Consider the following 26,148-nt stretch of genomic DNA (forward strand, 5'->3'; position numbering starts at 1 on the left):
AATGACAACGTAATATTGAGGTTGTTCAGTTACCAGACCGTTAGCCGGGCAGTTACCGGAACAAGAACAGGTAACGGAAAGCAATGAAAAGAAATCCTCACCGTTTTGTTTGCGCTCATACACAATGTTTTGCATATCAAGGAACGCTTATACGGCAAGTAATTTTGCACTAAAAAATATAAGCGTATGAAAGTAGAAAAATTCAAGGTGTTGCTCTACCTCAAAAAGAGCGGACTGGGCAAGTCGGGCAAAGCCCCGATAATGGGAAGAATTACAGTGAACCGCACGATGGCACAGTTCGGATGCAAGTTGTCCTGCACTCCCGAATTGTGGAATCCCCGTGAAAGCCGTCTGAACGGAAAGAGCCGCGAGGCGGTGGAGACTAATGCCAAGATTGACAAGTTGCTACTGGCGGTAAACATGGCATTCGACAATCTTGTGGAACGCAAAATTGATTTCGATGCCACCGACGTGAAAGACCTTTTTCAAGGTAGCATGGAAACGCAGATGACCCTTATGAAAATGACCGATGTTGTCTGTGATGACATCAAGGCACGTATCGGTATTGACCGTGCCAAAAGTACTTATCCCGGCTATCACTATATGCGGCTGGCTCTCGGAGAGTTCATCAAGCATCAGTACAAGGTCAAGGATTTGGCTTTCGGGCAACTGACGGAACAGTTCATCCACGACTATCAGACATTTGTCACGGAAGATAAAGGACAGGCAATCGATACTGCCAGACATTATCTTGCCATACTTAAGAAGATTTGCCGTATAGCTTATAAAGAGGGACATGCCGATAAAATCCACTTCCAACATTTCACCCTGCCGAGGAAAACGGAAACGACTCCACGGGCATTGAGCCGTGAATCGTTTGAGAAAATCCGTGACGTGGAAATACCTGCATACCGCAAATCCCATATGCTGGCAAGGGATATGTTTCTCTTCGGATGTTACACAGGTGTATCTTATGCGGATGTCGTTTCGATTACCCATGCTAATTTGCAGACAGACGGGGACGGGGCATTATGGTTGAAATACCGCAGAAAGAAAAACGAACTCCGTGCCAGTGTAAAACTATTGCCCGAAGCAATTGCGCTTATCAATAAGTATAGCAGTGAGGACAGAGAAACTTTGTTCCCTTTACTTCGCTGGCCCAATCTTAGAAGGCACATGAAAGCGTTGGCGGCACTGGCAGGCATCAAGGATGACCTGTGCTACCACCAGGCGAGGCATAGTTTCGCCTCGCTGATTACGCTCGAAGCTGGTGTGCCGATTGAGACCATCAGTAGGATGTTGGGGCATTCCGATATTTCCACCACTCAGGTGTACGCCCGTGTCAGTCAGAAAAAACTCTTTGAGGACATGGACAGGTTCATCAAAGCTACCGAGGATTTCAAACTTACCCTTTAATACAGCAAACGATATGCGAAGTACATTTTCACTGTTACCCTATATCAACCGCAGCAAGGTAAAGGCTGACGGTACGACCGCCGTTCTCTGCCGCATAACCATTGACGGGAAACAGACTGTCATAAGCACAAGTATCTATTGCCGTCCCGAAGATTGGAATGGCAAGAAGAACGAGATAAAGTCCACAAGGGAAAACAACCGCTTGCAGGAATATCTCCGGATCATTTCAGAAGCATACGAGGAAATACTGAAATCGCAAGGTGTAGTCAGTGCAGAGATGTTGAAGAGCCACATCATCCAAAACAACATTCATCCGACTACCCTCCTGCAAATGGGAGAATGGGAACGGGAGCGGTTAAAGAAACACTCCGAGGAAATAGATTCAACCTCCTCCTATCGAAGTTCAATGTATTACCAGAAGTACCTGACAGACTATATTGTGTCATCGGGTAAAAAGGACATCTGTTTTGAAGAAGTTACAGAGGACTTCGGCAAATCTTATAAGGCATATCTGAAAAGATGCAAGAACTTCGGGGCATCTCAGACCAACCATTGTCTGCGATGGTTGAACCGCCTGTTGTATCTGGCGGTCGATAAGGAGATAATCCGAGTGAATCCCTGCGAGGAGTTGGAATATGAAACCAAACCGGAGGCAAAGCACAGATACATCAGCCGCGATGAGTTCAAGAAGATACTTTCCACCCCGATGTATGACAACAGGCTGGAGTTGGCGAGACGGGCTTTCATATTCTCCTGTCTGACGGGATTGGCGTATGTGGATATACAGTTGTTGCATCCCCACCACATCGGGATGAATGCGGAGGGCAGACGGTATATCCGTATCAACCGCAAGAAGACAAAGGTGGAAGCGTTCATACCCCTGCATCCCATAGCGGAACAGATATTGTCGCTGTACAACACGGCCGATGACGAACAGCCCGTATTTCCGCTTCCTAACCGTGACGCCTTGTGGTTTGAAATTCATGAGTTAGGTGTAATCATAGGCAAAGAGGATAACTTGTCCTACCACCAAAGCCGACATAGTTTCGGAACTTTCCTTATTTCAGCGGATATACCGATAGAGAGTATCGCCAAGATGATGGGGCACTCCAATATTCGGACGACACAGGGATATGCACGTATAACCGATGACAAAATCTCAAAGGATATGGACAAACTGATGGAACGCCGGAAGAAACAATCTACCGGCGAAAAGACAAACAAAAGTAACTAAACAATGTCAATGCAATATATTATGGATAGAGGTATAATCACAATCAGTGAAGCGGGTATGGTCACTATTCCGACCGCACCCGTATGGATGACACAATTCGAAATCGCCGACCTGTTTGGAGTATTCTCTTGTGACATTCGTAAAGCGATTCATGCTATATATAGGAATAAGGAGTTAAACGAATGTGATACGATGAAATATATCAAGCAACCAGATGGTATCAGTTATGATGTTTATAATCTTGAAATGGTTATAGCCATTGCATTCAGGATATGCAGTAGAGAAAGTATCTTGTTCAGACGGTTTGTGATAAATGAAATCTACGCCACCAAGAAAGAGAACTCAATAACATTGTTTGTATCTTGTGGCAGAGGAAGCAACCTATGGTATAGTTGAGGTTCATCCCATCAGTCACCTGTTCCCGATGCTCGGATGCAAAGGTAGCGCATGGCACTGATGGCAGTGGCAAGGTCAGGCGGCAAAGCCGTTTCGGGCAGAATCTTCCTCCTGCGGAGCGTATTCAGCCCGAAAACCTTGCCTCTGCCGACCATACGCTCGAAAGGCATCCGGCAACGGAAACAAGCGACTGACGGGAAATCAGAAGACAAAGAAAAGGAACGGCTAACAGACGAAGCGGAATCTTGATGCTTCATCCGTAAACCGTTCCTTTTTCTTTTTGCTGTCAAGTCCATTACTACCGCAAATTATAGGGCAGACGGCAAACTGCACTCTTTCAAGAAAATCAGATTGCCTTCTGTCGGTAGGCGGAGCGGTAGCCGTCAGTTAGCATCTTCTCTATGTCCGATTCACGGTAAAGGATTTTACCGCCCAATTGGATATAGGCTATCCGTCCTTCATTGCGGTAATCTTGAAGTGTTCTTCGGCTCACTTTCAACCGTGCCGATACCTCTTTGTCTGTGAAGAAACGTTCTCCGCCCAATGTCGGGCGGTAGTTGGCGGTCAGGCGCTCGTAGTTGTCCAGCAGACGGTCAAGGCTGCCCATGAAGTGGATTATCCACTCGTTGTCTTTGTTAATCAATTCGTTCATGTTACTTTGTATTTAGTGGGTATTGTTATTATACTTTATTTATTGCACTGAGATTATATCGTCCGTCCTTTGAATCTCGCTTCTTTTCGTCTATCCTCCACAACGGAAACGATACGTTGCACATCTTCGGGACGGTAATACGTCTTATGGTTTATTTGTGAGTAGGCAAGCGTACCGTTGTCCCGCAGAGTCTGCAACGTGCGGGGACTGATGTTCAGCATCCGGCACACGTCCTGATTGTCCATCCACTCACTTATTCTTCTATGGAACACATGCATTGCCAATTTCTATATGTGTGCCTGTAATTCGTTCTAATTCACGTTTGTATCTTGTAATCCGTTTTTCGAGTAATACTTTCTCGTCTATACCTACTCTTTCCGGATTATAAGTTGTTTGGTTTGCAACCATGGCAAAGAATATCTCGGCTACCTTGTGGGCAGTGGCAATGACTGCGGCTTTACCTCCGGCCCGTGAACGTATTCTGCGGTAGAAGTTCCCCAATTGGTTCTTCGCATTGGCGAGCGAAGAAGCGATACTTCTAAAAATCAACCCGACATTGTTCCGACGGTGTGGCACGTGGCTTGATATTCTTTTTCCTCCTGATATCTTGGTGTTCGGTGAGATGTTGCACCAACAGCAGAACTGTTTGGAAGACGGGAACTTCCGGGTAAAGTCGTGCCCCAGTTCACTCATCAGTTCAAGTGCGGTCAGGTGGCTTATGCCCGGTATCTCAAAAACGTTCACTCCCCACATTTCGTATGCTTTCCTTTCCACGTCGAAGCTCACGGTATGCCTGGTCTTTTTATAATCGCGGCGTTTTTTTGCCGGGCTATATGAAGTATCTTCCACTTTGGCAACCTCCGCACGGTAGTTTTCCATGAGTTTCTCCAGTTCTGCATCGCACTCGCCAAGTTGGGTACAATAATGTTTGAAAGTATCATAGTTTTGTCTGAGGACAAACATGAGGTCTTCTTCCCAGTTGCCCTCAAGTGCCTTGGCTATTTCCTCTTTCGGGGTTTTGCACTGGATGTCAGCCAATTCCGCAAGTTTCTTGGGGTCACGTTCACCTGCAAGAATGGCCTCGATGATACGTATGCCGGATTTTCCCGTGATGTCAGACAGGACAAGCGTAAGTTTTATATTCATCTGCTGCATGGCTTTCTGCATACGCAGGACCATGCTTGAGGCTTCACGGGAGAGGGTGTCACGATGACGGGTAAGTGTCCTCATCCGTTTGGCGTCGTTGTGCGGTTGGAAACTTGCCTTGAGCAACCCGTACTGGTGCAGCAACATCAGCCATTCGGCATCCGACTCGTCGGTTTTCCTCTCCGTTATGTTCTTCACATCCCTTGCGTTGGTCAATACGACATCCAGCCCGTCCTCCTGAAGACGACAGAACAGCGGTATCCAGTACACCCCGGTGGATTCCATTGCGACTGTCTTTATGCCACATTCCCTAAGCCATGCCGAGATGGCATGCAGGTCGGATGTATATGCTCCGAACGCACGGTTGTTGTCCTTGGAGCGGTCAGCAGGGATGCAGACCTGCATGATACCGTCCGCGATGTCTATCCCAGCCGCATCGGGATTGACTATCCGAAGTTCCGCACCTTTGGCGCTCTTGACTTTTTTTGCTTTCTTTGCCATGGTAATATCGTTACTCTTGTTGATGGATAAATGGCATAAGCCATGTCCTGTCGATGAGCATTCTTCTATACGGCCTCTGACGACCAATCTTCGATTCGCAGGACAAGGAGCCATACTCTTTTGTGGGATTGAAAACCCAAGAAAAAAACGGCTTGCTTCTTATGCCTACAGCAAAGGTAACTAAAAACGTTTCTGCCGCCATAGGCGGCGGAAACGTTCTGTGTTCCACTCTGATTTCAATCAAGACAAAGGCTTGGCTTTACTCTTTTCGCCGTGCCGCTGGCAGATTGCTTCCATACGGTGAACGAAGCGGTCGAACTTGGCGACCATCGCCTCAAAGGTTTGTCTTTCGATAGATACGATTTCCATATACGTTATTCTTTGATGTTATTGTTTCTTTTGCCGCAAAGGAATATATAATCAGTTATCCGACAATGGATTTTCTAAAAGTGGAAGCATGTGGCACCGGTATGGCATAGGTTGTCCGGGGTGCTGTTTATCGTTATCATCTTAATTGGGGATTTTAGCAAGAATGCCAAGAACAAAATAAGGACTTAATTCAAATTTACCCGTAAATACATCTTTGTTCTTCCTGTGATCCATATCCGGCAAATCGAAGAAGTCTGCACCATTGTTCATACCGCCATAAGGCAAAACTACACAAAATTGCCTAACAGAATCCAAGTACTTGACTGACTGAACTAAAGCCTCTTACTTTGCTCCCGACAAACGGTCAACTATGCGCATACAGACCAACAAGTATTCACTTAAAAAAGAAACAACAATGAGCAAGAAATTCAAAAACATTGAGAACGATGAAGCGTTCAAAAACTTCAAGTTGGAAGACTATATGCCTTCCATGCCCAAACACGAACCGGAAGAGAGTTCTTCCGTAGCAGAACAAGAACCTGTTGTGGAAGCAGGCAATCTCTTTCCTATATTGGATGAGCCGGACACATCCGCAGAACAGGTAACTGAGTCGGAAACAAGCGCAGGGTCAGACAATGAGGCAAGAGAAACAGAGGCGGATAACGTTACCGTGGAACGAACTGTCGCCAGACGTATCAGCAGCAAACAGCGCAGGCTGTCATTGGACGAATACCGTGCCACCTATCTGCGAGTGCCCAAGATTGCCGACCGCAAGCCCGTGTTCGTCAGTGGGGAGGTACGTGACAGGCTGGACGAGATTGTGCGCCGCCTCGGTGGACGTGGCATGAGTGTATCGGGGCTTATTGAGAACCTCGCACGGCAACACACATTGACCAATGGCGTAAATTGTAGGAATTAAGACAAAACCAACCGAGTGTCTTTAGGGCATCTTTCAGAGTTGCTCTAAATCACTTGTAACGAAGTTTGGAGGGGCAAGTTTATGTTTCGGGCAGACCGAAACCACTTGCCCCGCTCCAAACATCGCAGGGAAGGCACATCCCGTTGGTCTATCTTATGTACAATTATTACAATCAGTGATTAAACTAAAGAATAGGAAATCATGGACAACGAAAAAAGGAAGAATAATGTAAAAGGCAACAGACGGGAGCGAGCCAACAAGGGAGGCCGTCCCGTTAAGGGAATCACCGAGAAACTGAAATACCGTGTTACGGTGAAAATGGCAACAGAGGACTACTACCTATTGAAATCCAAAGCAAAGTCAGCAGGTGTTTCTGCCAGCGAGTTCATTCGGGGTTGCATCACAGAGGGCGGTGTGAAAGAACGGCTCTCGAAAGAGCATGGCGACCTTATCCGCAAACTCTGCGGTATGGCGAACAACTTGAACCAACTGGCACGGAAAGCGAATGCGGAAGGGTACGCCTCCGTGTTTATTCCCTGCCGCACACTGATGATTGAGATAGACAATCTTGTAAATCGGATACGCCTATGATAGCAAAAATTATGAAAGGCTCGGACTTCAAGGGTGTAGTTTATTACATTCTGAACGATGAGAAAGGTACTCAAATCATAGATTCAGACGGCTTATTTCTGGAAAATAATGACACGATAGCACAAGGATTTATCGGGCAGGCACAAATGAATCCGAGAGTGACAAAGGCTGTCGGGCATATCGCTTTGAGCTTCTCAAAGGAAGATGCGCCACGACTGAACAATGTGGTCATGACGCAGATTGCCCGGGAATATATGGAACGCATGGGTATCAAGGATACGCAGTACATCATCGGGCGGCACTTTGACAAAGAGCATCCGCACGTGCATATCGCTTTCAACCGCATCGACAATAACGGTAAGACCATATCCGACAGGAACGACCGCTTCCGCAGCGAGCGTATCTGTAAGGAACTTACCAAGATGTACGGGCTTCATTTTGCCAATGACAAGGAGCAAGTGAAGACAGACCGATTGCGTGAGCCGGATAAGACGAGGTATGAGTTGTACCAAATCTTGAAGACGGAGGTCAGCAGATGCAAGGTTTGGAATACCCTGCTTGAAAGATTAGAACGGCAAGGCGTAGATGTGCAGTTCAAATATAAGGGACAGACGACTGAAATTCAAGGTGTCATCTTTACGATGAACGGCTATCGTTTCAATGGTTCAAAGGTGGACAGGCAATTCAGCTACTCCAAGATTGATGCGGCATTGAACCGCAACAATTACGGGGAGTGGAAGATGCAAACTCAATCGCAGACTAATCGGGAAGAAATAAGCCCGACTTCAAGTGTCGGCGGCGAACTTATCAATGGCTCATTAGGCTTGTTCACACCAACCAATATGCCGGAGGAGCAACAACCTTACGACCCGTATCTGAAAAACAAGAAAAAGAAGAAACAACGTAAAATCAACTGGTAATCATGGCAGACAACAATGTATTCATCCTCTTTGAGGAAATCAAGACCGCCTTAAAAGGCATAAATGGCAAGCTGGAAGCATTGCCCAAGGTGGCAGGACAACAACCACAAATAGAAAATAATGAACCGGATTTATCTCCAATTAAGGAGGCTATTGTGGAAACGGCAAAAGCTCAGTCTGGAGAAATTAAGGGCTTGTTGGATAAGCACTGGAAGGCTTACGCACAGATTTCCACCCTGATACTGCATCACCTTGATACAATCAAGAAGTCGCAGGATGAACAAGGTGTGCAACAAGAGCCACAACCGCAGGAGCATATCCACCGGCATAGTTTTGACATCAAGTCAAGCAAGGTTTTTTCTTTCGTTGTGGGATTGGGTGTGGCATGTGTCTTATCCCTGTGGGGCAATATCTCGCAATGGCAGTCCAATAGGAAGTATTCCGATGATGCGTTGAGGTTCCGTGCTATCCGCTCTTGGGGTGGATGTGATGCCAATGATTTGCTTTGGTTGAACAAGGTGTTTGACATCCACCGAGACGAGAAGGCCATTGAGTGGATACGGAAGCAGGCTGATGGGTATGAAACATCCCTGAAAGCGGTTTCCGACAGCCTGATGCAGGAGAGTATCAAATCAAAATCCGATTGATATGGCATCGGTAAAGGTCAAGTTTCGTCCCTCCACCGTGAACGGCAGGGAGGGTACACTCTACTATCAGGTCATCCACAACCGTGTGGTCAGACAGATAAACACCGAGTATAAACTTTTCGTTTCGGAATGGGACCGCCATTCCGAAACGGTTGTCTTACATCATATATCAACAGGACAAGAGCGGAACAACTATCTACTTTCAATCGGTTCACGCATCAAGTGGGACAAGGACATGCTGAACAAGATTATACATGCGTTATCCCAGTCCGGCACATTTGTGACGGATGATATAGTCATGCGCTTTCACGACAACAGGCAAGAATTATCGTTCAACGCTTACATCAGCCAGCAAATAGCAAGGCTGAAACGCTTGGGGAAGATACGTACTTCGGAAACCTACACTGCCGCTCTCAGGCGTTTCAGCGGTTTTATGAATGACAAGGAGGTCTTGTTTGACCAGCTTAATGCAGATTTGTTTGCTGAGTACGAGGCTTATTTGAAAGGCAGGGGAAATACGTCCAATACCATATCCTTTTATATGCGTATCCTGAAAGCGGTTTATAACCGTGCGGTGGAAGACGGATTGACCGAGCAACGGCATCCGTTCAAGTCCGTTTATACAGGAGTGGAGAAAACCATGAAGCGAGCCTTGTCGCTCAATGACATTAAACGCATCAAAGGATTGGACTTGTCATTGAAACCCAACCTAGATTTTGCCCGTGATATGTTCCTGCTCTGTTTCTACACAAGGGGGATGTCGTTCATTGATATGGCTTATCTGAGAAAGAAAGACTTGGAGAATGGCACTCTTTCTTATCGCAGACGTAAAACGGGGCAACAGTTATTCATCAAATGGGAAAAGTGTATGCAAGAGATTCTTGACAAATATCCGATAAACGAAACAGAGTATCTTTTACCCATTATTACACAACGGGACACAGATTATCGGAAACAATATACCAACGAACTTCATCTGGTGAACCATTTGCTGAAGAAAATCGGGAAGCAGCTGGATTTGCCGATACCCTTGACAATGTATGTCGGACGACATTCATGGGCAAGTGTTGCCAAGAGCCGTAATGTGCCTATCTCTGTCATCAGTGAAGGAATGGGGCATGATTCCGAGAATACCACGCAGATTTATCTTGCATCATTAGATACTACAGTGGTGGATAAAGCCAATAAGAAGATACTGGATTTGCTGTAAAGTCGTGAATGTTTTACGAATCAGTCCAACGCTTACCAAGAGACGGATATTACAATGCAAAATTACGCAAAATAATGATTTTTAGGATATAAAATGCTAAAAATCTTACTTATTGCCATGCTTTTGTTTTGCGAGGAATATCGGATGTTTTGCGAAATTATCCATAAAGAGGAAAAAATACAACTCAATATCAATGGAATAAGGCAACTCATCCGTCTCTTGGTAAGAGAAGAACCTTTTTCCCTTATTTCTATAAGAGACGGGCGTAAACTTGAAATAAAATGCCCGTTGAAGTTGACATATTGGAAGATAGTATCTTTCGGCTTTCGCCCGAACTGTTGAATATCCTGCTCAAAGACCATACCACGAGCAGGGAGGACGTTCAGCGCAATATCTTTTGGGCTACTTCCGATTATGAAAGTCTTGGCGAAGGGTATCAATATGACGCTCCCATCCTTCCACATCTGATTACCGGGGACAACGGCCATGTCATTATGCCCCGTGTACTTAAAAGCCGTGATACCCAGACTGCACGTTCCCGTGACATGGCGGAGGTCTTCACGCCTTCATGGATATGCAATGCACAGAACAACCTTATTGATGAAGCATGGTTTGGAAGAAAGAATGTGTTCAACACAGAATACACAGATGAACAGGGATGCCATCGCTGGAAATCCACTGATGACAACATAGTATTCCCCGAAAACAAGACTTGGAAAGACTATGTACGTGACAATCGTTTGGAGATAACCTGCGGGGAAGCCCCTTACATCATCAGCCGATATGATACCACAACCGGAGAGGCTATTCCCTTAGAGCAACGTATAGGTTTGCTTGACCGCAAACTGCGGGTCGTAAGTGAGAATACGGAGACCTCTGGCGAATGGCTGGAGTGGGCACAGGAAGCGTACAAGAGTACATACGCATACGAATGGCAGGGCGACAATCTACTGATTGCCCGTGAAGCCATGCTTATCTCCTTTATCGAATACTACCAACAGAAGTTTGGCAAGCGTCCGTTGTTGAAATCCATCAACTATATCGCCTACATCATTTCATGGAATGTGTGGCAGATGGACGGGCTAAAGGGTGTTGTACCGAACAGTTGCGGTGAACGGCGTACTACCGTGTACGACTTATTTGAAACGAGAGAGGAAGTTAGCCAATGCGAGGGTTGTGCGAAAGACGACATCCGCAGGCATAATGGCACGTATTGCCTCATTAAGGACTGGCGGGCAAAAGACCCGGAAACGGGAAAGATGGGAAAACGAATCCGATTTATCGACCTCATAAAATAGTGGAGTATGAAATTCACATCTTCACTAAAACTGAAACTGATATATGTGTTCCGCATCAACGATGCTGCACACAAAGGCTGTCTGAAGGTGGGCGAGGCCACTTGTGACAATGATAGTGTCTCCGGACTTGGCCCCAATAGCAAGGCACTCAACGAATCCGCGAAGAAGCGCATCAATCAATATACGCAAACGGCGGGTATCGCATACGACCTGCTCTATACGGAACTGACGATATACAACAGCAAGAAGGGCTTATGCTCTTTCAATGACAAGGAGGTGCATAGCGTTCTGGAGCGTTCCGGCATCAGGAAAAAGGTCTTTGATACCGAAAACAAGGCCAACGAATGGTTCATCACTGACCTTGAAACGGTCAAGCGGGCGATAGCGGCGGTAAAGGAAGGTCGGAAGTCATTATCCTCCGCAGAAGTTTCGCACGACAAAAGCCCGATTGTATTCCGTCCCGAACAGCGTGAGGCCATAGAGAAGACCAAAAAGCAGTTCAAGAAAGGCAATCAGATGCTGTGGAATGCCAAGATGCGTTTCGGAAAAACCTTATCGGCTTTGCAAGTGGTGAAGGATATGGATTTCAGCCGTACTTTGATTCTTACTCATCGCCCTGTGGTGGATAGCGGCTGGTTCGAGGATTTCGGCAAGATATTCTATGACTGTCCCTGTTTTGCATACGGCTCAAAGAACAATGGTGACAGCCATGCTTCACTTGAAACGAGAGCGAAGCAGGGTAAATGCCAATATGTGTATTTTGCTTCCATGCAGGATTTGCGTGGTTCGGAGCTGGTAGGCGGCAACTTCGGCAAGAACAATGAGGTGTTTGCCACCGCATGGGATTGCATCATCGTGGACGAGGCGCACGAAGGTACGCAGACGGAATTGGGCAAGGCGGTGATGCAGGAACTGACCAAGGACAATACCAAGATTCTGCGTCTTTCAGGTACGCCCTTCAACCTGTTGGACGATTTCAAGGATGAGGAAATCTATACCTGGGACTATGTGATGGAGCAGAGGGCAAAGGCTTCATGGGATTTGACACATTTCGGTGATCCGAATCCCTACGCCTCACTGCCAACGATGAACATCTATACCTACGACCTCGGACGGTTGCTTCATGAGTTCGTGGATGAAGATATGGCCTTCAACTTCCGCGAGTTCTTCCGTGTAAACGAAAACGGGACCTTTGTTCATGAAAAGGATGTCCGTGCTTTCCTGAATCTCCTGACCGAAGAAGACAAGGAGAGTTGCTATCCGTTTGCAAACGAAGAGTACCGCAACATCTTCCGCCACACGCTGTGGATGCTGCCTGGCGTAAAGGAGGCCCGTGTCATGAGTACCTTGCTACAATCGCACCCCGTGTTCCAACACTTCAAGGTGGTGAATGTGGCAGGAGAAGGTGACGAGGACGAAGAGAGCAAGGATGCACTGAAGGCGGTAGAGGAAGCGATTGGCAAAGACCCGGATGCCACACGTACCATCACCTTGTCATGCGGACGTTTGACTACGGGCGTGAGTGTCAAGGCGTGGACGGGTGTGTTCATGTTGTCCGGCTCGTACAATACTGCGGCATCAAGTTATATGCAGACCATCTTCCGTGTGCAGACTCCTGCGACCATCAACGGACGTGTCAAGGAGCAATGTTATGTGTTTGACTTTGCTCCCGATCGCACGTTGAAAGTCATTGCAGAAACGGCAAAGATTTCGGCAAAGGCCGGAAAGACCAGCGGTAACGACCGCAAGATTATGGGCGAGTTTCTGAACTTCTGCCCGATTATCTCCATCGAAGGTTCAAAGATGAAGCAGTTCGATGTACCGCGGATGCTGGAGCAGCTCAAAAAGGTGTATGTGGAGCGGGTGGTCCGCAATGGATTCGAGGACAAAAGCCTCTATAATGACGAGTTGATGAAACTCAACGACTTGGAATTGCAGGAGTTTGACGACCTCAAGAAGATTATCGGTCAGACGAAAGCCATGCCCAAAACCAATCAGGTGGACATCAACAATCAGGGACTGACGGACGAGCAATACGAGGAACTGGAAGACCTTGAAAAGAAGTCTAAGAAACGAGGCAAGGACAAGCAGCCATTGACAGAGGAAGAGAAACTGCGATTGGCAGAACTGAAGAAGAAAAAGGAAAACCGTGAGGCTGCCATTTCCATCCTTCGTGGCATCTCTATCCGTATGCCCTTGCTCATCTATGGTGCGGAACTGCAAGACGAGAACCAAGAGATAACGATTGACAACTTCGCCTCGCTCATCGACCCACAGTCATGGGAAGAGTTTATGCCCAAGGGCGTGACCAAGCAGAAGTTCAACAGTTTCAAGCGGTACTACGACCCGGAGATATTCTGTGCAGCAGGTAAGCGCATCCGTGCCATGACCCGTGCTGCGGACAAATTGAGCGTGGAGGAACGCATCGAACGCATCACCGATATATTCAGCACGTTCCGCAATCCGGACAAGGAAACCGTCCTCACCCCGTGGCGTGTGGTGAATATGCACCTTGGCGATTGTTTGGGCGGATATAACTTCTTTGAGAAGGACTACGAAACCACATTGTCCGAGCCTCGCTTCATTGACCACGGCGAGGTGAGCGCCAATGTGTTTGCAGAGGATTCCCGCATCCTTGAAATCAACTCTAAGTCCGGCTTGTACCCTCTCTACATGGCATACAGCATTTACCGCACACGAGTAAAGAACTCTTTGTTTTCGGTGTCAAGCATTGAGGACGAGCAGCGCATTTGGGATAAGGTCGTGGCAGAAAATATCTTCGTTATCTGCAAGACTCCGATGGCAAAGAGCATTACTAAACGCACTCTCATCGGTTTCCGCGATGCGAAAGTAAACACCAGATACTTCGAGGACTTAATCAATCAAATCAAGAATAAGCCGGAAAACTTTGTGGCTAAAGTAGCCAAAGGAAAATCTTATTGGAAGGCAATAGACAACGATAATATGAAATTCAGCGCAATAGTAGGAAATCCACCGTATCAAATTATGGATGGCGGAACTGACAGAGGAGCTATTCCTGTATATCATCATTTTATGAACATTTCCAAACGAGTCCGTCCAAATTATATAAGTATGATTATGCCTGCTCGTTGGTACGCAGGTGGCCGAGGTTTAGATGAGTTTCGTTCAGACATGATTTCTGATACTCATTTGTTCCGATTGCATGATTATGAACTGAGTAAAGACCTGTTTCCAACAGTTGATATAGCAGGAGGATTGTGTACTTTTCTTTGGGATAACAACTATAATGGCCCATGTATGGTTACAAATTACAATGCGATAAAGGATATTAACATCAAACGATATTTGAATCAGTTTGATACCTTAATTCGCTTAAATGCTGCGGTTTCTATCCTTGAAAAAGTCATTTCTATATCTACATCATACCTCAAAGATTCTGTTCTTTCTATAAATCCATTTGGCTTTAGAACTTATTTTAGAGGGAAAGACAATGGTGATATAAAGATACTTACGAGCAAGGGATGGTCCAAAGTTAATAGAACGGAGATAACTAAAGGAATTGAATATATTGACCAATATAAGATAATTGTTGGTCGTTTTGTTCCGAGCAATGGAGAAATGAGTGTCAAACCTGGGGAAGGGTACAGGGTATTGACAGAACCTCAGATACTATCACCAGCAGAAATCAATACAGAAACGTATATTGATACTGCTGTCTTTAGCACTCCAGAAGAGGCTACAAATTACAAGAAATATCTTCTATCTAAATTTGCTCGTTTCCTTCTTCGTCAGGGAATCACTTCTGTGAATGTGACAAGAGAATGCTTTGCTTTTGTCCCACAGCAGGATTTCACCTCTTCGAGTGATATTGATTGGTATAAATCTGTCTCTGAAATAGATAAACAACTCTACATGAAATATCATCTGACCAACGAAGAAATCTCATTTATAGAATCAATGATAAAGCCGATGTAGTACATAGGAGGATGTGTCAAAATGATGCATCCTCTTTTTCGTTATAGAACCATGGGGTTCTCATTTTTCATAGAGTATGATTTATTTTCCCCTGTGTCCATGCTTTTTAGTGGTATAATATGCCATAGATGGCTTATGCCACCCTGATATTTTGATAATTTTTGTCTGTCATCTTCTCATTCTTGATTTTAGCACACATTTTCTTTATATTAAAAGCAATGGCAAAGAAGGCAAAGTCCATTGTGACCTTGTCTTTTCCAAAATGCCTGAACCTTTTGTATCCCATGTTGTATTTGATTTGTCCAAAGACAGCTTCAGGCTCTATGCATCTTTGCCCTCTATGTCTGATACCTTTCTCTGAGGTAAGCCTTTCACACGCTTTTTGTTTATATTCTTTCAGCCTGTGATTGACTTCTATGGTACGTCCTGGTGATTTTGAGCTGAAGCACATACATCTGAGAGGACATCCCTCACATCTTGCAGCCCTATAGGCGGCGCTTTCTGCAATATATCCACTTTCCGTTTTATAATGCCGTACACCTGTCCGGTTCATATGTTGCCCCATGGGACAAACATAATAATCTTTCTCCTTGTTATAATACAGGTTTTCCTGTTTGAAAGGATTTGTCACATATTTGTCTGCTCTTTGCTCCTTATGAAAGAAATTGTACTTGACATATGCTTCTATTCCGTTTTCTTCCATAAAACTATAGTTCTCCTCCGAGCCATAACCGGAATCGGCAACCCCTTCCAATGGGAAACGGTTATAACGTTCATGAAACGAATTTTCAAAAGGAATCAATGTAAGAGTGTCTGTAGGATTAGGGTAGAGTCCGAAGTCGAGCATGAACTGGTTTTCGGTTCCGATTTGCAGATTATATCCCGGTTTTAACTGCCCGTTTCCCATAGGGTCTTCCTTCATATGCATAAATGTAGCATCAGGATCTGTTTTGGAATAAGAATTTCGTTTGCCGAGTATTCTCATGTGACTGTTATATTCGGCAAGTTTCTCACAGTGCGATTCCAATTGCTTGATTTGCTTCATCTTTTGTTTCTCAGCTTTCTTTTCTTCCTTATCCGATGCGGCTGGTGCATTTTCAATGGAGGCTTTTAACTCTGATATCATATCCGCCAGCATGGAAGGGGTAAACTCGGTAGCGGTATTTTCAATGCAGGCATTCTCCTGTGCCACGACCTCATCAATCTGCTGTAGAAGAATACGTATCTTCTCAAGAAGCCTGGCACGGTTACGTTCTACGTTCTTACGCCATACGAATGTGTATCTGTTGGCTTTTGATTCAATCTTTGTGCCGTCAACATATTCAACGTCAAGGCTTATGAATCCTTTTGATGCCAGAATGAGGACTATTTGTGTGAATATTCCGTTTATCTCATCCTTGACACGGTTACGGAAACGGTTTATAGTCCGGTAATCCGGCTTCTCATAACCGGCAAGCCAGATGAAATGGATATCCCGCAGCAAGGACTTTTCTATCTTACGGCAGGAATAGATATTGTTCATATAGGCATACAAAACAGCCTTGAGCATCATTCGTGGGTCATAGGGAGAACGCCCCTGTTCTTTATACAACTTGTGAAATGAACTGAGGTTAAGGGTGTCTACCATAGCATTCAGGATGCGTACAGGATCGTCCGAGGGAATATTTTCATCTATTCTTTGTGGGAAAAGGACGATTTGATTGGGATTGTAAGAACGAAAATGTATCTTTGCCATATTACTTTGCTTATGCTTAAAGATACAAAATCTTTAGGTAATAACAAAGCCTCGGCTTGGGAAAGTCGGGGCTTTGTCATAAAAAAAGAGGGTATGCATTTTGACACACCCTCACATATTTTCTTAAACGTAATGTTATCATGTGGAAGTTCATGAAATGAATTTAGTAGATGCTTTGTTATAGGTTATAGAAATTTTGCAAGAGGAAATACTCCAGCACTCTTAAATAATATAATCTCCTGATTTTTATCTACTCGTGTGCCTTGTGTTCCTGACTTATTTGATTTAACCTCCTTGACAATGATTTTCCTTAATACGATATTCTTTCTATTAAAACTAAAATCACCAAAATCTTGGTGCAATCTTTCTGCTGTTTTGTGAAGGAACTCTATAAATACTTCAGATGCTCTTAGTTGCTTATCTGCACCTGAAATATCTCCTCTTTTCAATTCTATAAGTAAAATAAACGTTTTCCCATCATGCTTCACTAGTAATACATAGTCACAAAATTTACGTAATCCCTCTGGTGAGTTATCTGTTTTGTTGAAGAAACACAAGAACTCTTTTTCATCTAAATCAAATCGATATAAATTTCTTATCAATCCTCTTTTCCCATCATCAATATGGACACGTTGCGCCACCTTCTGAGTTGCTTCCTTTGTTTCAGTCATTATATCTTGAGAAACAGCAAGAAACTCATCACTTATAATACTGCATAACTGTTCGTATTCCGTCATATTATATCTCCTGCAAGCGGTCGAAAAGAGTTTCTGTTATTCTGTTTTGCTCATTAATTGTATTATCAATGCTTTCTATTGCAAACCCGTCATCTTCAACTTTGACATCAACCACATCAAGCAAACGCTTTAACCTCCCATAATTAAAATACTTAACAGCAATATCATTTTTATTCAAAAGCATACTTTCTTCATAACCTAACTCTTTTACCAGTTGTGCATCCTTTTTATAAATAGTTCCTGCCATAATGAGATTGTTTAACTCACGAATCATGTAATCGCTATGGGTACTAATAATAATTCGCAAATCAAGCTTGGTCAGGATCGTAAATATCCGCAGTAATGAAATTTGAACATTGGGATGAAAATTCATCTCTGGTTCATCAATAATAAGCAAATCACCCTTACGAGCAATATGCTTTAGATAGATGACAAGGCTAGACATCGTTTTTACAATAGATGATGTCAGATGTATTGGTAAATGTTTCGTCTTGCCTACTTTATCTGAAATAAATTCCACATCGCCAGTTCTAGTTATTTTAACCTCTCCCTGTAAAATACCCTTTTCTATTAGTTCTGCTATATTATAGTAAGGACTATTAAATTTTTGAACATTATCCAAATCGTTGGCTATACGAAGACTACTTCTGACAGCCAAAGGGTATCTACGTGAACTGCTATTAACTATATCCAGAATATCCAATTCAGAACGACCACTCTTTTGTTGTATGCGATCAATCAACTCATTTCGTCCAAGAGACAATTCTGTCTTAAATGTATATATAGAGTTTCGTTCTACGGTTAGCATTCTCACACCGCCAGAATTACGAAAACACAATAGACGGAAAAAATGATTAATCATCAATCTCAACTCCACTAAGCTATCACGTTCAATGCCGGAAGTCTCACCATTAATCTGGTAAATTACTTTATCAGACGAAGCATCCTTTACTATACCTATTTCTTTTTCACCATTTTTTGATATAAGACGACAAGGGAATTCTATTATTCGTTCATAATCGCCCTCTGACAAAATCAAAGACAGTTCAAACTGTGAAAAGAGTTTATCTACAGCGGTATCACCGATACCAAAAATGCTACCTAGATTTGATTTCATACTGGTAGCAACATCTTGAATAAAGCCTTCTACCAATTCTTTGCTTATGGTAAATTCTTTATGCTCAGAGAAATACTTAACTATTTTATCTAACCCCTTTGATTCTACATAATCACCATTTTCCAAGATTGCATACAAAAGGTAAGAGAGGTAGGTTTTCCCCGTACTATTAGGTCCGCAAAATAATGTTAGAGGCTTTTGTAAATCTACAACAGCCTTCCGTATAGCCCCCAAGTAAGATATTTCAGCAATCATACAAAAAACACATTATTATGTTTGTAAAGAACAAGAAAAGCAAATAACATTTAGTAGTCTAAAAACATCATTTGGGACTTTCCTTTTTCTGTTTTCATTTTTTTATTTATTATAGAGTTATCTATCTTGCAAAGATAATACTTTTCTTGCAGATATAGCATTTTTAACCAGAATCTTTTCTTTTAGGGATTCAACTAATGAATTTAATTTTGTACTTTTGCATTCAGAAGAAGCGTTCTTTTAATGTAATGCAAGACAATGCAGAATACAGAACCTCGCTCGTTTCTAAATCGTTACCTGTCAAGAAATAGTTTTCTGCAATCTATTCATTTTCAAAGGTAAAGACAATTCGTTGTGTCTCTTATACTGAAAAAGGTACAAAAAATCGGCATATAACCAAAATATTTGTTGGGTATATGCCGATTATATTAGTCTGTTATCCTTTGAAAGGACTTTTTCAGTGCCCTCCGTATTTTAGGGGGCTTTTTTAAGGTTGACTGCCTCTGCTTTCTGAGAACATAAATAACGAATAAAGACTCCACCATCCTTAGCAAGATAATTAAAATGGCCGATAAGGATATCTTTACCGGCCATTTTAATTATACTTTAATACTCATTATCAGGACTGTCATTTTCCTCTAATACCTTTTTGAGCCTATACAGGCTACGAATATCAGGTTCAAATGTAGGGTTACTCCAATTCCTTTTAACTGAATTTACCTGTACTTCAATAAATTTACGCAAGTCAAATATATATTCGTAATTGCTTAATCTTATTTCGTTAAATCTTAATTCATATGCCTGAAACCAGGCTTTTAGTTGTTTAATTTCTTCAGGCATATTTTAATCTCCTTCCTAGGGACAAAGATAAGGAGAAATGGTTCACATATTTCACAAAATGAACCTAACCGACTACAAATCAGGCGAAAGATTTAGAAGTATTAACTACTGTTGCATGAAACAGCTTGATTCAATCCATGAACAGTTCAGGATTCTTGCGTTTGAAGAATCTCCGTCGGTAGTACAATCGACGTACAGCAGACCGGTTGTAGGAACGGTATCTGCCCTCGTTGTAGGGATCCCTTTCGGCTTTGCTGCCTTTAACAGTTGGAAGTATCATGTCCAGGAACAGGATAATCCATGTGATAGCCAACCAGCACAACAGTAATACCCTGAACGGGAAATACAGTATTTCCAGAATGATAGTTTTAGTTTTTGGGCTCATAAGTCAATTTCTTTTGGAAAGGCAATGTCCTTCCGTATTTGGTTAATTTCTTGTTTATGTATGACAAAATACGTGCCTTTGTTTCCGCATCCGCATCCTGATACCAGCAGATAGGGTATAGGGTGAACCCGTTGCCGCTCAGAACGACCTGCACATCCGCATAAGGGGGAGCAAGGTACTTGCAAATGAGTTTGCTGTTATCCATTTTCAGGGACATTTTCACTGCATTGCATTTGAACCGCTCTATCAATTGGTCGGCTTGTTTGGTGGCCTTGTACTCTGTCAGTCCTTCAAAACAGCGGGAACATCCATTGTCGAACTGTTGGCTGACCATGTTTGTCTCACAGAACCGGTATACGCTGGAATGCGTTCGGTATTCCACCAGGTCCACAGTCCCGACACCGGCAGACTTGACCACGTTGCAAAACCGGTTGTCCGGCAGAAGCCGTGTATGGTGCTGTACGGTCGCTCCGATATAGTCCCTTATTTCCGGAACAGGCATATAGAACCAGTCAGACCGATAGATTCCCACCTTGTCCCTTTTCTGGGAGATATAGAATCCCGCATTCCCTTTCTTCTTGTGTCCTGACTCAATGTTGATCTGTACTTCAAAAGGGAAAAAACAACGCAAGTACGCAGCAACGGCCTCCATTATCGCCTTGCGTACGAACGGGTGGCTCGCAAGATATTGTAGGGAATTATGCTCGTAGCGTACGCTGTCGAAATAGACATCATTCATGAACTGTCCGGCAAGCGGTTGTATGTATTCGTTCAGTCTGCTGATAGACTGGATATACCCGTCAGATTGTCTTTCTGTCAACGGGCATTCGAAAGCGTTGGAAAGGAATAGCTCTGTGTCCGATTCAGCCACCTTTTCAATAAAACCGTTCGGGATGCAAACCACGTCCGTAAATAGGCAATGAAAAGACTCTGCAACAGCATCCTGCTTGAATATGGCATTAATGGCCTGTCCAAAAGGACTCCCTTTTGTTAGGACGATATCTGGCCGTTCGTTTAGGAATTGGCTGTTTGGTTTGAGCCTGGACATAATTTCTATAATTTTACTCTTTTTGCAAAATTATAAATTCCTGATAAATATTCCAATCATTTCTTGGTATTTACGCAAAAGTATATCCTTTTTGCAGGCAAAAGAGACCTTGTTGCCAAAATCTCACAGCCAGACTACATGTGCGGTGTGTTTGGAGAAATATAACCAGCTGTGGGGATTTTGCCCAAACTCCTTATTCGCACAGAATGAATCAGATGCCTTTCATTGAAAGGACAGGCTATTCCTATACAAGCCTGCCTCAGACAGTGTAGTTGCATATCAGCAGTTCGTCTATACCGCTACGACCGGAGCCTTTACTGTTGATGGATCGTGTCGCTTTGACCACATGGACGGTGAAATCCTGATAAATTTCCTTGATAAACTGTGCCGAAGAGTTGGACATCAGAAAACGGATACCTCTTTTATCCAAAGACCTGCAAGCGTCCCTAAGACGAAGCTGGTCTTCCTCGTTCCATCCTTTAGGGGTATAGGAGGTGAACGATGAACTTGCCGTGATGGGATGGAGGATCCAGATAGACAAACGCATCTGAAGGCAGCTGCTTCAGGACGATGGAATAATCTCCGCAGACAATCTTCACGTTTGCAGTGTTGAGATATTCGCTGACAGCCATTATCACCGGCTTGTTGGCGATAACCGGATGTTTGTACTGTCCGAACGGTGTGTTGAAATATCCCTGACTGTTTACTCTGTACAAACCGTTGAAACAGGTTCGGTTCAGGTAGATGATGCGTGCCGCCCGTTGGATGTCGGTAAGCGCATGAAGTCCCGGTTGCTGGTCCAGTGAGCGAATTGAGTAAAAGAACTCCGGGGTGTTTTCGTATGTCTCTAACTCCTTAACCAGCTTTTCCGGACTCTGTTTCACCATCTGGAAACAGTTGATCAACTCACAGTTGCAGTCATTGATAATGGCCCTTTTCGGTTGCAGATCCAACAATACCGCACCGCCGCCGATAAATGGCTCACAGTACAAGCAGTCCTTTATGTCTTCCGGCAATCTCTTGCGGATTTCAGGAAGAAGCCGGCGTTTCCCGCCAGCCCATTTTAAAAATGGTTTGATATAACTTTCGTCGTTCATAGGATATGGTTTTGGTTTCATATATTTATTCCATTAACGCACGTCATTTACCTGTCCGGTTAAATGTTCTGGAGTGGTCGTACCCTCCAGCCAAGGCGTGTGCGCCCACCCGTATTCATTTGCTACACTGTATCTGTCAGACTTCCGTGACCTTCAATCCGTTTATGGATGCCTTGTATTTTATCAGCCGGGTCAGTTCTCCGGGAGACCAATACCGGTACTGAGCCGTTATCTCTTCACTGTCTGTATCATCTTTGGACGCTTCACCCTTTGTCTTGGTCAGTACGATAGTGCCGTATCCCTTACGAATGCAGTTACCCACCAGTGCTGCGCTGTACTTGTGCAGCTTGTCCTGCACATAATTGCTTTCTTTCTCGTTGAACCGGTCGATAGCCTGTAGCTTTTGTCCCCGTCCGTGGCCGCCCCGTGAGAATCGGGAGTCCATCTGGAGCCTTCGCAGCTTCTCGCTCAGCTGCTGTCTCCGGTACTCAAACTCTTCCGCATTGCCAATTCCTATATTCTCATTGCCAAAGGTGGCCATGATAGGGATGTCCGGATTCAGTTCTGCATAACATATCAAGTCGGGATCAACTGTCGGTCTTGCCTCCTGAACAGGGATAGGCAGCAGCAGGAACCATTTCCGGTTATGCTTATTGAAGTACAACGAGGCGTTGCAGTGGGATATATTACCTTCGATAATCTTGTCCAGTCTGTAACTGTAACCGGCCTTGTCTTTGCCTAAGATGCAGATGAACCTATGCTTGAAAAGTCGGAACTTATAGATTCTCCGGCTTCCTTTCTCCGCATAGAATGAGATGCTTTGCTTGGAGAACGGGATGGGAGTGTTGTTCTTGTAGTAGGGGATACGCATCTGGCCCTTGAATATCTCCTTTTTGTTCTTGTTGAAGAACGTTACCGTCCGGGTGTTGATGTTTGCGATGATGTCCGACGGGAGATCGTGCTTGGCCATAATCCTGTATGTCGCATTCTGGCGTGATGTGTTGAATATGGAGTTCTCCCCTTGGTTGCCGAGCTTGACTTTTGTCCCTTCGGTCAGGTAGAACATATTAGCGATGTTCTCCTGTGTCAGCAGGTGCATCATGATCAGGTTGCTCATAGACATGCATGCTTGTCTCCATCCGTCAAGAACTTGATAGACGGAATCCCTGGTCTCTTTGTCTCCTTCGGGCGCAATTTGTATCGTTAGTGTGATATCCATGTTCCAGAATCTTAGTGAGACCATTTATACCAAGCCAAGTTCTGATAGTATTCGTCCAGCCCGGAAACAATGCTGGGTCCTGGAACATAGACAGACAGGCCGCATGCCCCTCTCAAATTGATGCTCATAAATCTGTCTGTATGTCTGGTGTAGACCTTGCAAGCGTTGTAAGCCTTCAGAAAGTTGTCATGCAGGTTTTCGGCTTTCTGTTCGTCATCAGCCGCAATCTTGTCGTGACACATCCGGGCGAACTGTTTGAGGTCGAAAAACAGGTGAACATTTTCGCGGTCATATGTCATTGCTGTGATGGAAGGCAAATGGGCGTCGCTATAGGATGCAGCCTTCAGCCGTCCGAATTCCTCTGCCAGCTTGTTTATGCCTGAGAGTTCAACTGCCGTCAATATGCCCGATTTGTATTGTTCGGAGAGTGAGTTATAGTATGCGTAATACAGGTCCACAATCTTGTGCATATCCGGATTGGGAGTACAGAGTGCCGGAATGATTGTGTGATAAGGGAAACTGGTGGTCAGTATCTCTGCAGGAGAAGCCACCAGAACATCCGCAATCCCGGCGAACTCTGCCGCCACTTCGACGCTGCCCATCAGACATGCGTCAAACATCAGGTTGTTTATGGACAGACCTTTCAAGGCCGCCGCCATCTCGGGGATGTTGATTTCGTCGGCATTGTCTTTGCCGAAGGAGCGACTGCCTTTGTTGTCCGGTGCCGGGAACCAGTTCGTTCCATGCGACCAGAATATGACGGAGTTTACAGAGTTCGTGCGTCTGCCGCTGTTGAATGCCTGTGTGCATACATGCCTGATAACGGAAGGGGAAACAGAGTTCTGTTCCTGATAGTTGCTGATTTGGGTAATCCCATATTCCGGGTCAAGCCAGTATAAGGCCGGCAGTTCGTCGTGATTGTCCAAGTAAACGAATATGTTCCCGTCCTTTTTATTTGGGGCATTGTAATAAGCCTTCTGTATCCGTTCGAAGCTGTCCTTGCCGTAGTCGGACAGGTTGTTGTCCGCTACAATATAAATCAAGGTGGAGTGATCGGCAAGTGCTCTGTTGTTAATTGCCCGGTCATCTTCATCAGAATCTCTGCAGCTGTTCAAGCAGAGAGTAAACATGATGGCAAAAGCTATTCTTGAGAGAATCCCCCATGCCCTTTTGCCTTTTCTGATAATGTTTTTGGTAGTCATAAACGTTTCGGTTTTGATTAAGTATATAGTTTTCGTTATGGTAGATCCGGTATTTCAGGGTCCCTAAGAAGTTCGCGCAATTCTTTCGATTCACGGTTTTCGCGCCTCAGACTGTCTATTGTCCTTTCCTTCTCCAGTCCTTTTTGTGCGATTCGGTCGAGATATTCGGTGACATCCTCGATTAGTCTCTGTTCATCGGCGTTCAATATGGAATCCTGTACCTCGTTGAACAGGGAGTCATTTTCCCATACAAGCGTATCCTGCTGTGCAATCTGGTCCTGTTGCCTGGAATAGTCCAACAGTACAGTGTCCCCATTGTTGTTCAGGTAGTATTGGTAGGAGCATATTGAGTCGTTGGCATATCTGACTTCTATCTGGTCAGGAATGGTGTCACCGTGAATGTCTATCCGGCAGACAAAGTACATGGTGTCAAGTGTTATCGTGTCAATGTACCGGATGAAGAACTTACTGTTTCCACCAGTATCCATGTTCTCAGAATCCTTTGGGAATTTAAGAGTGTGGGCCTGTTTATCTGTCCCTCCTTCTTTGGTTTGGACGGACCGGTAAATAACGCAGGCGAAAGCGACCACTGTCAGCACAAGTGACACTACCCAAAGTGATATCTGATGATTTTTTCTCATGAATGTTTTGGTTATAATATCTGCAAAAATAGGAATAATCTCTGTGAATACCAAATATTTGTATTTTTTGTAATTGTTGCAATTCTATGTTTTTTAGTAGGTAAATTTAGATTATGTGCATATATATTGGATTAAAATGAATGCGAATTGTGGAATAACATCAATTTTTTGTTTCCATTCACGTTTGGTATCATCCATGGTGTTCTCTCTTTCCTCCGTCAGAGGCAGGCGGGACACATTATTATATTCATCGGCGGCATACGAAGTACGGTCGGGTACTTGTGTCTCGCCGATGTGTGTGTTGACTGATTGCGAAGTTTTCGCGGTAAAAAGATAGATGATGAAGCGTATGAATAGAATACAGAATACCCTGCTGGCTTTTGCCTGTTGTGCCTGAGCCTTGTTGCAGCTGTGCGGCTGCAACAAGGACGTCGGAGCCGTATTCAGGCTGATGGGCGAGGAGTGTGCCATGGCTCCGGCATCGCGTGCGGCCTGTTTCGAGGCCGGCACCTGCTATGCGCTGTGGGCCATCTCCGATGACAAATGGGCCGATCCGGTGCTGAACTATGTCCTTACCCAGAGTGATCAATATCCGTTTGGTGAAGAACGGAGACTG

25 protein-coding genes and 2 pseudogenes are annotated in these 26,148 nt (G+C 44.4%); 10 read left to right on the forward strand and 17 right to left on the reverse strand.

The window, feature by feature from the left end:
- Positions 1 to 186: 186 nt before the first annotated feature.
- From BQ9893_RS20210 to BQ9893_RS20220, 3 genes are read left to right on the forward strand one after another with little or no spacing between them, the layout of a single operon-like run.
- Positions 187 to 1,416, forward strand: a complete 1,230-nt coding sequence (locus BQ9893_RS20210; RefSeq protein WP_075967706.1) for a site-specific integrase — start codon at positions 187 to 189, stop codon at positions 1,414 to 1,416.
- Positions 1,417 to 1,429: 13 nt separating this feature from the next.
- On the forward strand, positions 1,430 to 2,650 hold the full coding sequence (locus tag BQ9893_RS20215) for a site-specific integrase (protein ID WP_075967707.1): 1,221 nt from the start codon (positions 1,430 to 1,432) through the stop codon (positions 2,648 to 2,650).
- A 21-nt stretch (positions 2,651 to 2,671) separates the two neighbouring features.
- Positions 2,672 to 3,046 (forward strand): virulence RhuM family protein, encoded by a 375-nt coding sequence (locus tag BQ9893_RS20220; RefSeq protein ID WP_026076334.1) that lies wholly within the window; start codon positions 2,672 to 2,674, stop codon positions 3,044 to 3,046.
- Positions 3,047 to 3,057: 11 nt separating this feature from the next.
- Here the strand turns inward: BQ9893_RS20220 and BQ9893_RS21480 are convergent, their stop codons facing one another.
- The 5 genes and pseudogenes from BQ9893_RS21480 to BQ9893_RS20250 all read right to left on the reverse strand — a co-directional run.
- Positions 3,058 to 3,303, reverse strand: coding sequence for a hypothetical protein (locus BQ9893_RS21480; RefSeq protein ID WP_117589642.1), 246 nt, complete (start codon positions 3,301 to 3,303; stop codon positions 3,058 to 3,060).
- Between the two features lie 89 nt (positions 3,304 to 3,392).
- The gene (locus BQ9893_RS20230; RefSeq protein ID WP_016212903.1) at positions 3,393 to 3,698 is read right to left on the reverse strand and encodes a helix-turn-helix domain-containing protein; all 306 of its coding nucleotides are present in this window, start codon (positions 3,696 to 3,698) and stop codon (positions 3,393 to 3,395) included.
- Between the two features lie 53 nt (positions 3,699 to 3,751).
- Positions 3,752 to 3,961 (reverse strand): annotated as a pseudogene (locus BQ9893_RS20235) (helix-turn-helix domain-containing protein); the annotation flags it as partial.
- Positions 3,960 to 5,459: an IS110 family RNA-guided transposase gene (locus BQ9893_RS20240; RefSeq protein WP_081415341.1), complete on the reverse strand. Its 1,500-nt coding sequence runs from the start codon at positions 5,457 to 5,459 to the stop codon at positions 3,960 to 3,962. The gene BQ9893_RS20240 and the pseudogene BQ9893_RS20235, both read right to left, overlap by 2 nt.
- Positions 5,460 to 5,609: 150 nt before the next feature.
- Positions 5,610 to 5,714 (reverse strand): annotated as a pseudogene (locus BQ9893_RS20250) (helix-turn-helix domain-containing protein); the annotation flags it as partial.
- Positions 5,715 to 6,195: 481 nt separating this feature from the next.
- Between BQ9893_RS20250 and BQ9893_RS20255 the strand changes: the two are divergent.
- From BQ9893_RS20255 to BQ9893_RS20285, 7 genes are all read left to right on the forward strand, one after another.
- Complete coding sequence (locus BQ9893_RS20255) at positions 6,196 to 6,633, forward strand: DUF3408 domain-containing protein (RefSeq protein ID WP_081415518.1); 438 nt, start codon at positions 6,196 to 6,198, stop codon at positions 6,631 to 6,633.
- 201 nt (positions 6,634 to 6,834) lie between these two features.
- Positions 6,835 to 7,224, forward strand: coding sequence for a plasmid mobilization protein (locus tag BQ9893_RS20260; protein WP_075967710.1), 390 nt, complete (start codon positions 6,835 to 6,837; stop codon positions 7,222 to 7,224).
- Positions 7,221 to 8,144, forward strand: coding sequence for a relaxase/mobilization nuclease domain-containing protein (locus tag BQ9893_RS20265; protein ID WP_075967711.1), 924 nt, complete (start codon positions 7,221 to 7,223; stop codon positions 8,142 to 8,144). The genes BQ9893_RS20260 and BQ9893_RS20265 overlap by 4 nt, the downstream gene beginning before the upstream one ends.
- A gap of 2 nt (positions 8,145 to 8,146) precedes the next feature.
- Entirely contained in the window at positions 8,147 to 8,791 is a 645-nt protein-coding gene (locus BQ9893_RS20270) for a hypothetical protein (RefSeq protein ID WP_075967712.1), read from the forward strand.
- Between the two features lies 1 nt (position 8,792).
- Positions 8,793 to 10,001, forward strand: coding sequence for a tyrosine-type recombinase/integrase (locus BQ9893_RS20275; RefSeq protein WP_075967713.1), 1,209 nt, complete (start codon positions 8,793 to 8,795; stop codon positions 9,999 to 10,001).
- Positions 10,002 to 10,282: 281 nt separating this feature from the next.
- Positions 10,283 to 11,299 carry a restriction endonuclease subunit M gene (locus tag BQ9893_RS20280; RefSeq protein WP_075967714.1) on the forward strand — a complete coding sequence of 339 codons (1,017 nt, stop codon included), beginning with the start codon at positions 10,283 to 10,285 and terminating at the stop codon, positions 11,297 to 11,299.
- Positions 11,300 to 11,305: 6 nt separating this feature from the next.
- The gene (locus tag BQ9893_RS20285) at positions 11,306 to 15,256 is read left to right on the forward strand and encodes an Eco57I restriction-modification methylase domain-containing protein (RefSeq protein ID WP_075967715.1); all 3,951 of its coding nucleotides are present in this window, start codon (positions 11,306 to 11,308) and stop codon (positions 15,254 to 15,256) included.
- A 133-nt stretch (positions 15,257 to 15,389) separates the two neighbouring features.
- On the opposite strand, the gene BQ9893_RS20290 is transcribed toward BQ9893_RS20285, so the two are convergent.
- The 12 genes from BQ9893_RS20290 to BQ9893_RS20340 all read right to left on the reverse strand — a co-directional run bounded on the left by BQ9893_RS20290 (position 15,390) and on the right by BQ9893_RS20340 (position 26,042).
- Positions 15,390 to 16,991, reverse strand: coding sequence for an IS1182 family transposase (locus BQ9893_RS20290; RefSeq protein ID WP_075967716.1), 1,602 nt, complete (start codon positions 16,989 to 16,991; stop codon positions 15,390 to 15,392).
- 185 nt (positions 16,992 to 17,176) lie between these two features.
- The gene (locus BQ9893_RS20295) at positions 17,177 to 17,728 is read right to left on the reverse strand and encodes a hypothetical protein (RefSeq protein WP_075967717.1); all 552 of its coding nucleotides are present in this window, start codon (positions 17,726 to 17,728) and stop codon (positions 17,177 to 17,179) included.
- Position 17,729: 1 nt separating this feature from the next.
- A complete protein-coding gene (locus BQ9893_RS20300; RefSeq protein WP_075967718.1) occupies positions 17,730 to 19,100 on the reverse strand; it encodes an AAA family ATPase in 1,371 nt (456 codons plus the stop codon).
- A gap of 606 nt (positions 19,101 to 19,706) precedes the next feature.
- Complete coding sequence (locus tag BQ9893_RS20305) at positions 19,707 to 19,940, reverse strand: DUF6965 family protein (protein ID WP_075967719.1); 234 nt, start codon at positions 19,938 to 19,940, stop codon at positions 19,707 to 19,709.
- A 130-nt stretch (positions 19,941 to 20,070) separates the two neighbouring features.
- A complete protein-coding gene (locus BQ9893_RS20310; protein ID WP_075967720.1) occupies positions 20,071 to 20,325 on the reverse strand; it encodes a hypothetical protein in 255 nt (84 codons plus the stop codon).
- Complete coding sequence (locus BQ9893_RS20315) at positions 20,309 to 21,373, reverse strand: hypothetical protein (RefSeq protein WP_075967721.1); 1,065 nt, start codon at positions 21,371 to 21,373, stop codon at positions 20,309 to 20,311. The genes BQ9893_RS20310 and BQ9893_RS20315 overlap by 17 nt, the downstream gene beginning before the upstream one ends.
- Positions 21,374 to 21,632: 259 nt before the next feature.
- A complete protein-coding gene (locus tag BQ9893_RS22395; protein WP_260455372.1) occupies positions 21,633 to 21,920 on the reverse strand; it encodes a DNA adenine methylase in 288 nt (95 codons plus the stop codon).
- Positions 21,853 to 22,470: a DNA adenine methylase gene (locus tag BQ9893_RS20320; protein ID WP_253048620.1), complete on the reverse strand. Its 618-nt coding sequence runs from the start codon at positions 22,468 to 22,470 to the stop codon at positions 21,853 to 21,855. Before BQ9893_RS20320 ends, BQ9893_RS22395 begins: the two co-directional genes overlap by 68 nt.
- Positions 22,471 to 22,606: 136 nt before the next feature.
- Positions 22,607 to 23,689 carry a hypothetical protein gene (locus BQ9893_RS20325; RefSeq protein ID WP_167369899.1) on the reverse strand — a complete coding sequence of 361 codons (1,083 nt, stop codon included), beginning with the start codon at positions 23,687 to 23,689 and terminating at the stop codon, positions 22,607 to 22,609.
- Positions 23,690 to 23,700: 11 nt separating this feature from the next.
- Positions 23,701 to 24,891, reverse strand: a complete 1,191-nt coding sequence (locus BQ9893_RS20330) for a clostripain-related cysteine peptidase (RefSeq protein WP_075967723.1) — start codon at positions 24,889 to 24,891, stop codon at positions 23,701 to 23,703.
- Between the two features lie 35 nt (positions 24,892 to 24,926).
- Positions 24,927 to 25,532 (reverse strand): hypothetical protein, encoded by a 606-nt coding sequence (locus tag BQ9893_RS20335; protein ID WP_122298660.1) that lies wholly within the window; start codon positions 25,530 to 25,532, stop codon positions 24,927 to 24,929.
- A 111-nt stretch (positions 25,533 to 25,643) separates the two neighbouring features.
- Positions 25,644 to 26,042, reverse strand: a complete 399-nt coding sequence (locus BQ9893_RS20340) for a hypothetical protein (protein WP_075967725.1) — start codon at positions 26,040 to 26,042, stop codon at positions 25,644 to 25,646.
- Positions 26,043 to 26,148 lie beyond the last annotated feature (106 nt).

The organism is Parabacteroides massiliensis (assembly GCF_900155425.1).
In the GTDB taxonomy this organism is placed as follows: domain Bacteria; phylum Bacteroidota; class Bacteroidia; order Bacteroidales; family Tannerellaceae; genus Parabacteroides; species Parabacteroides massiliensis.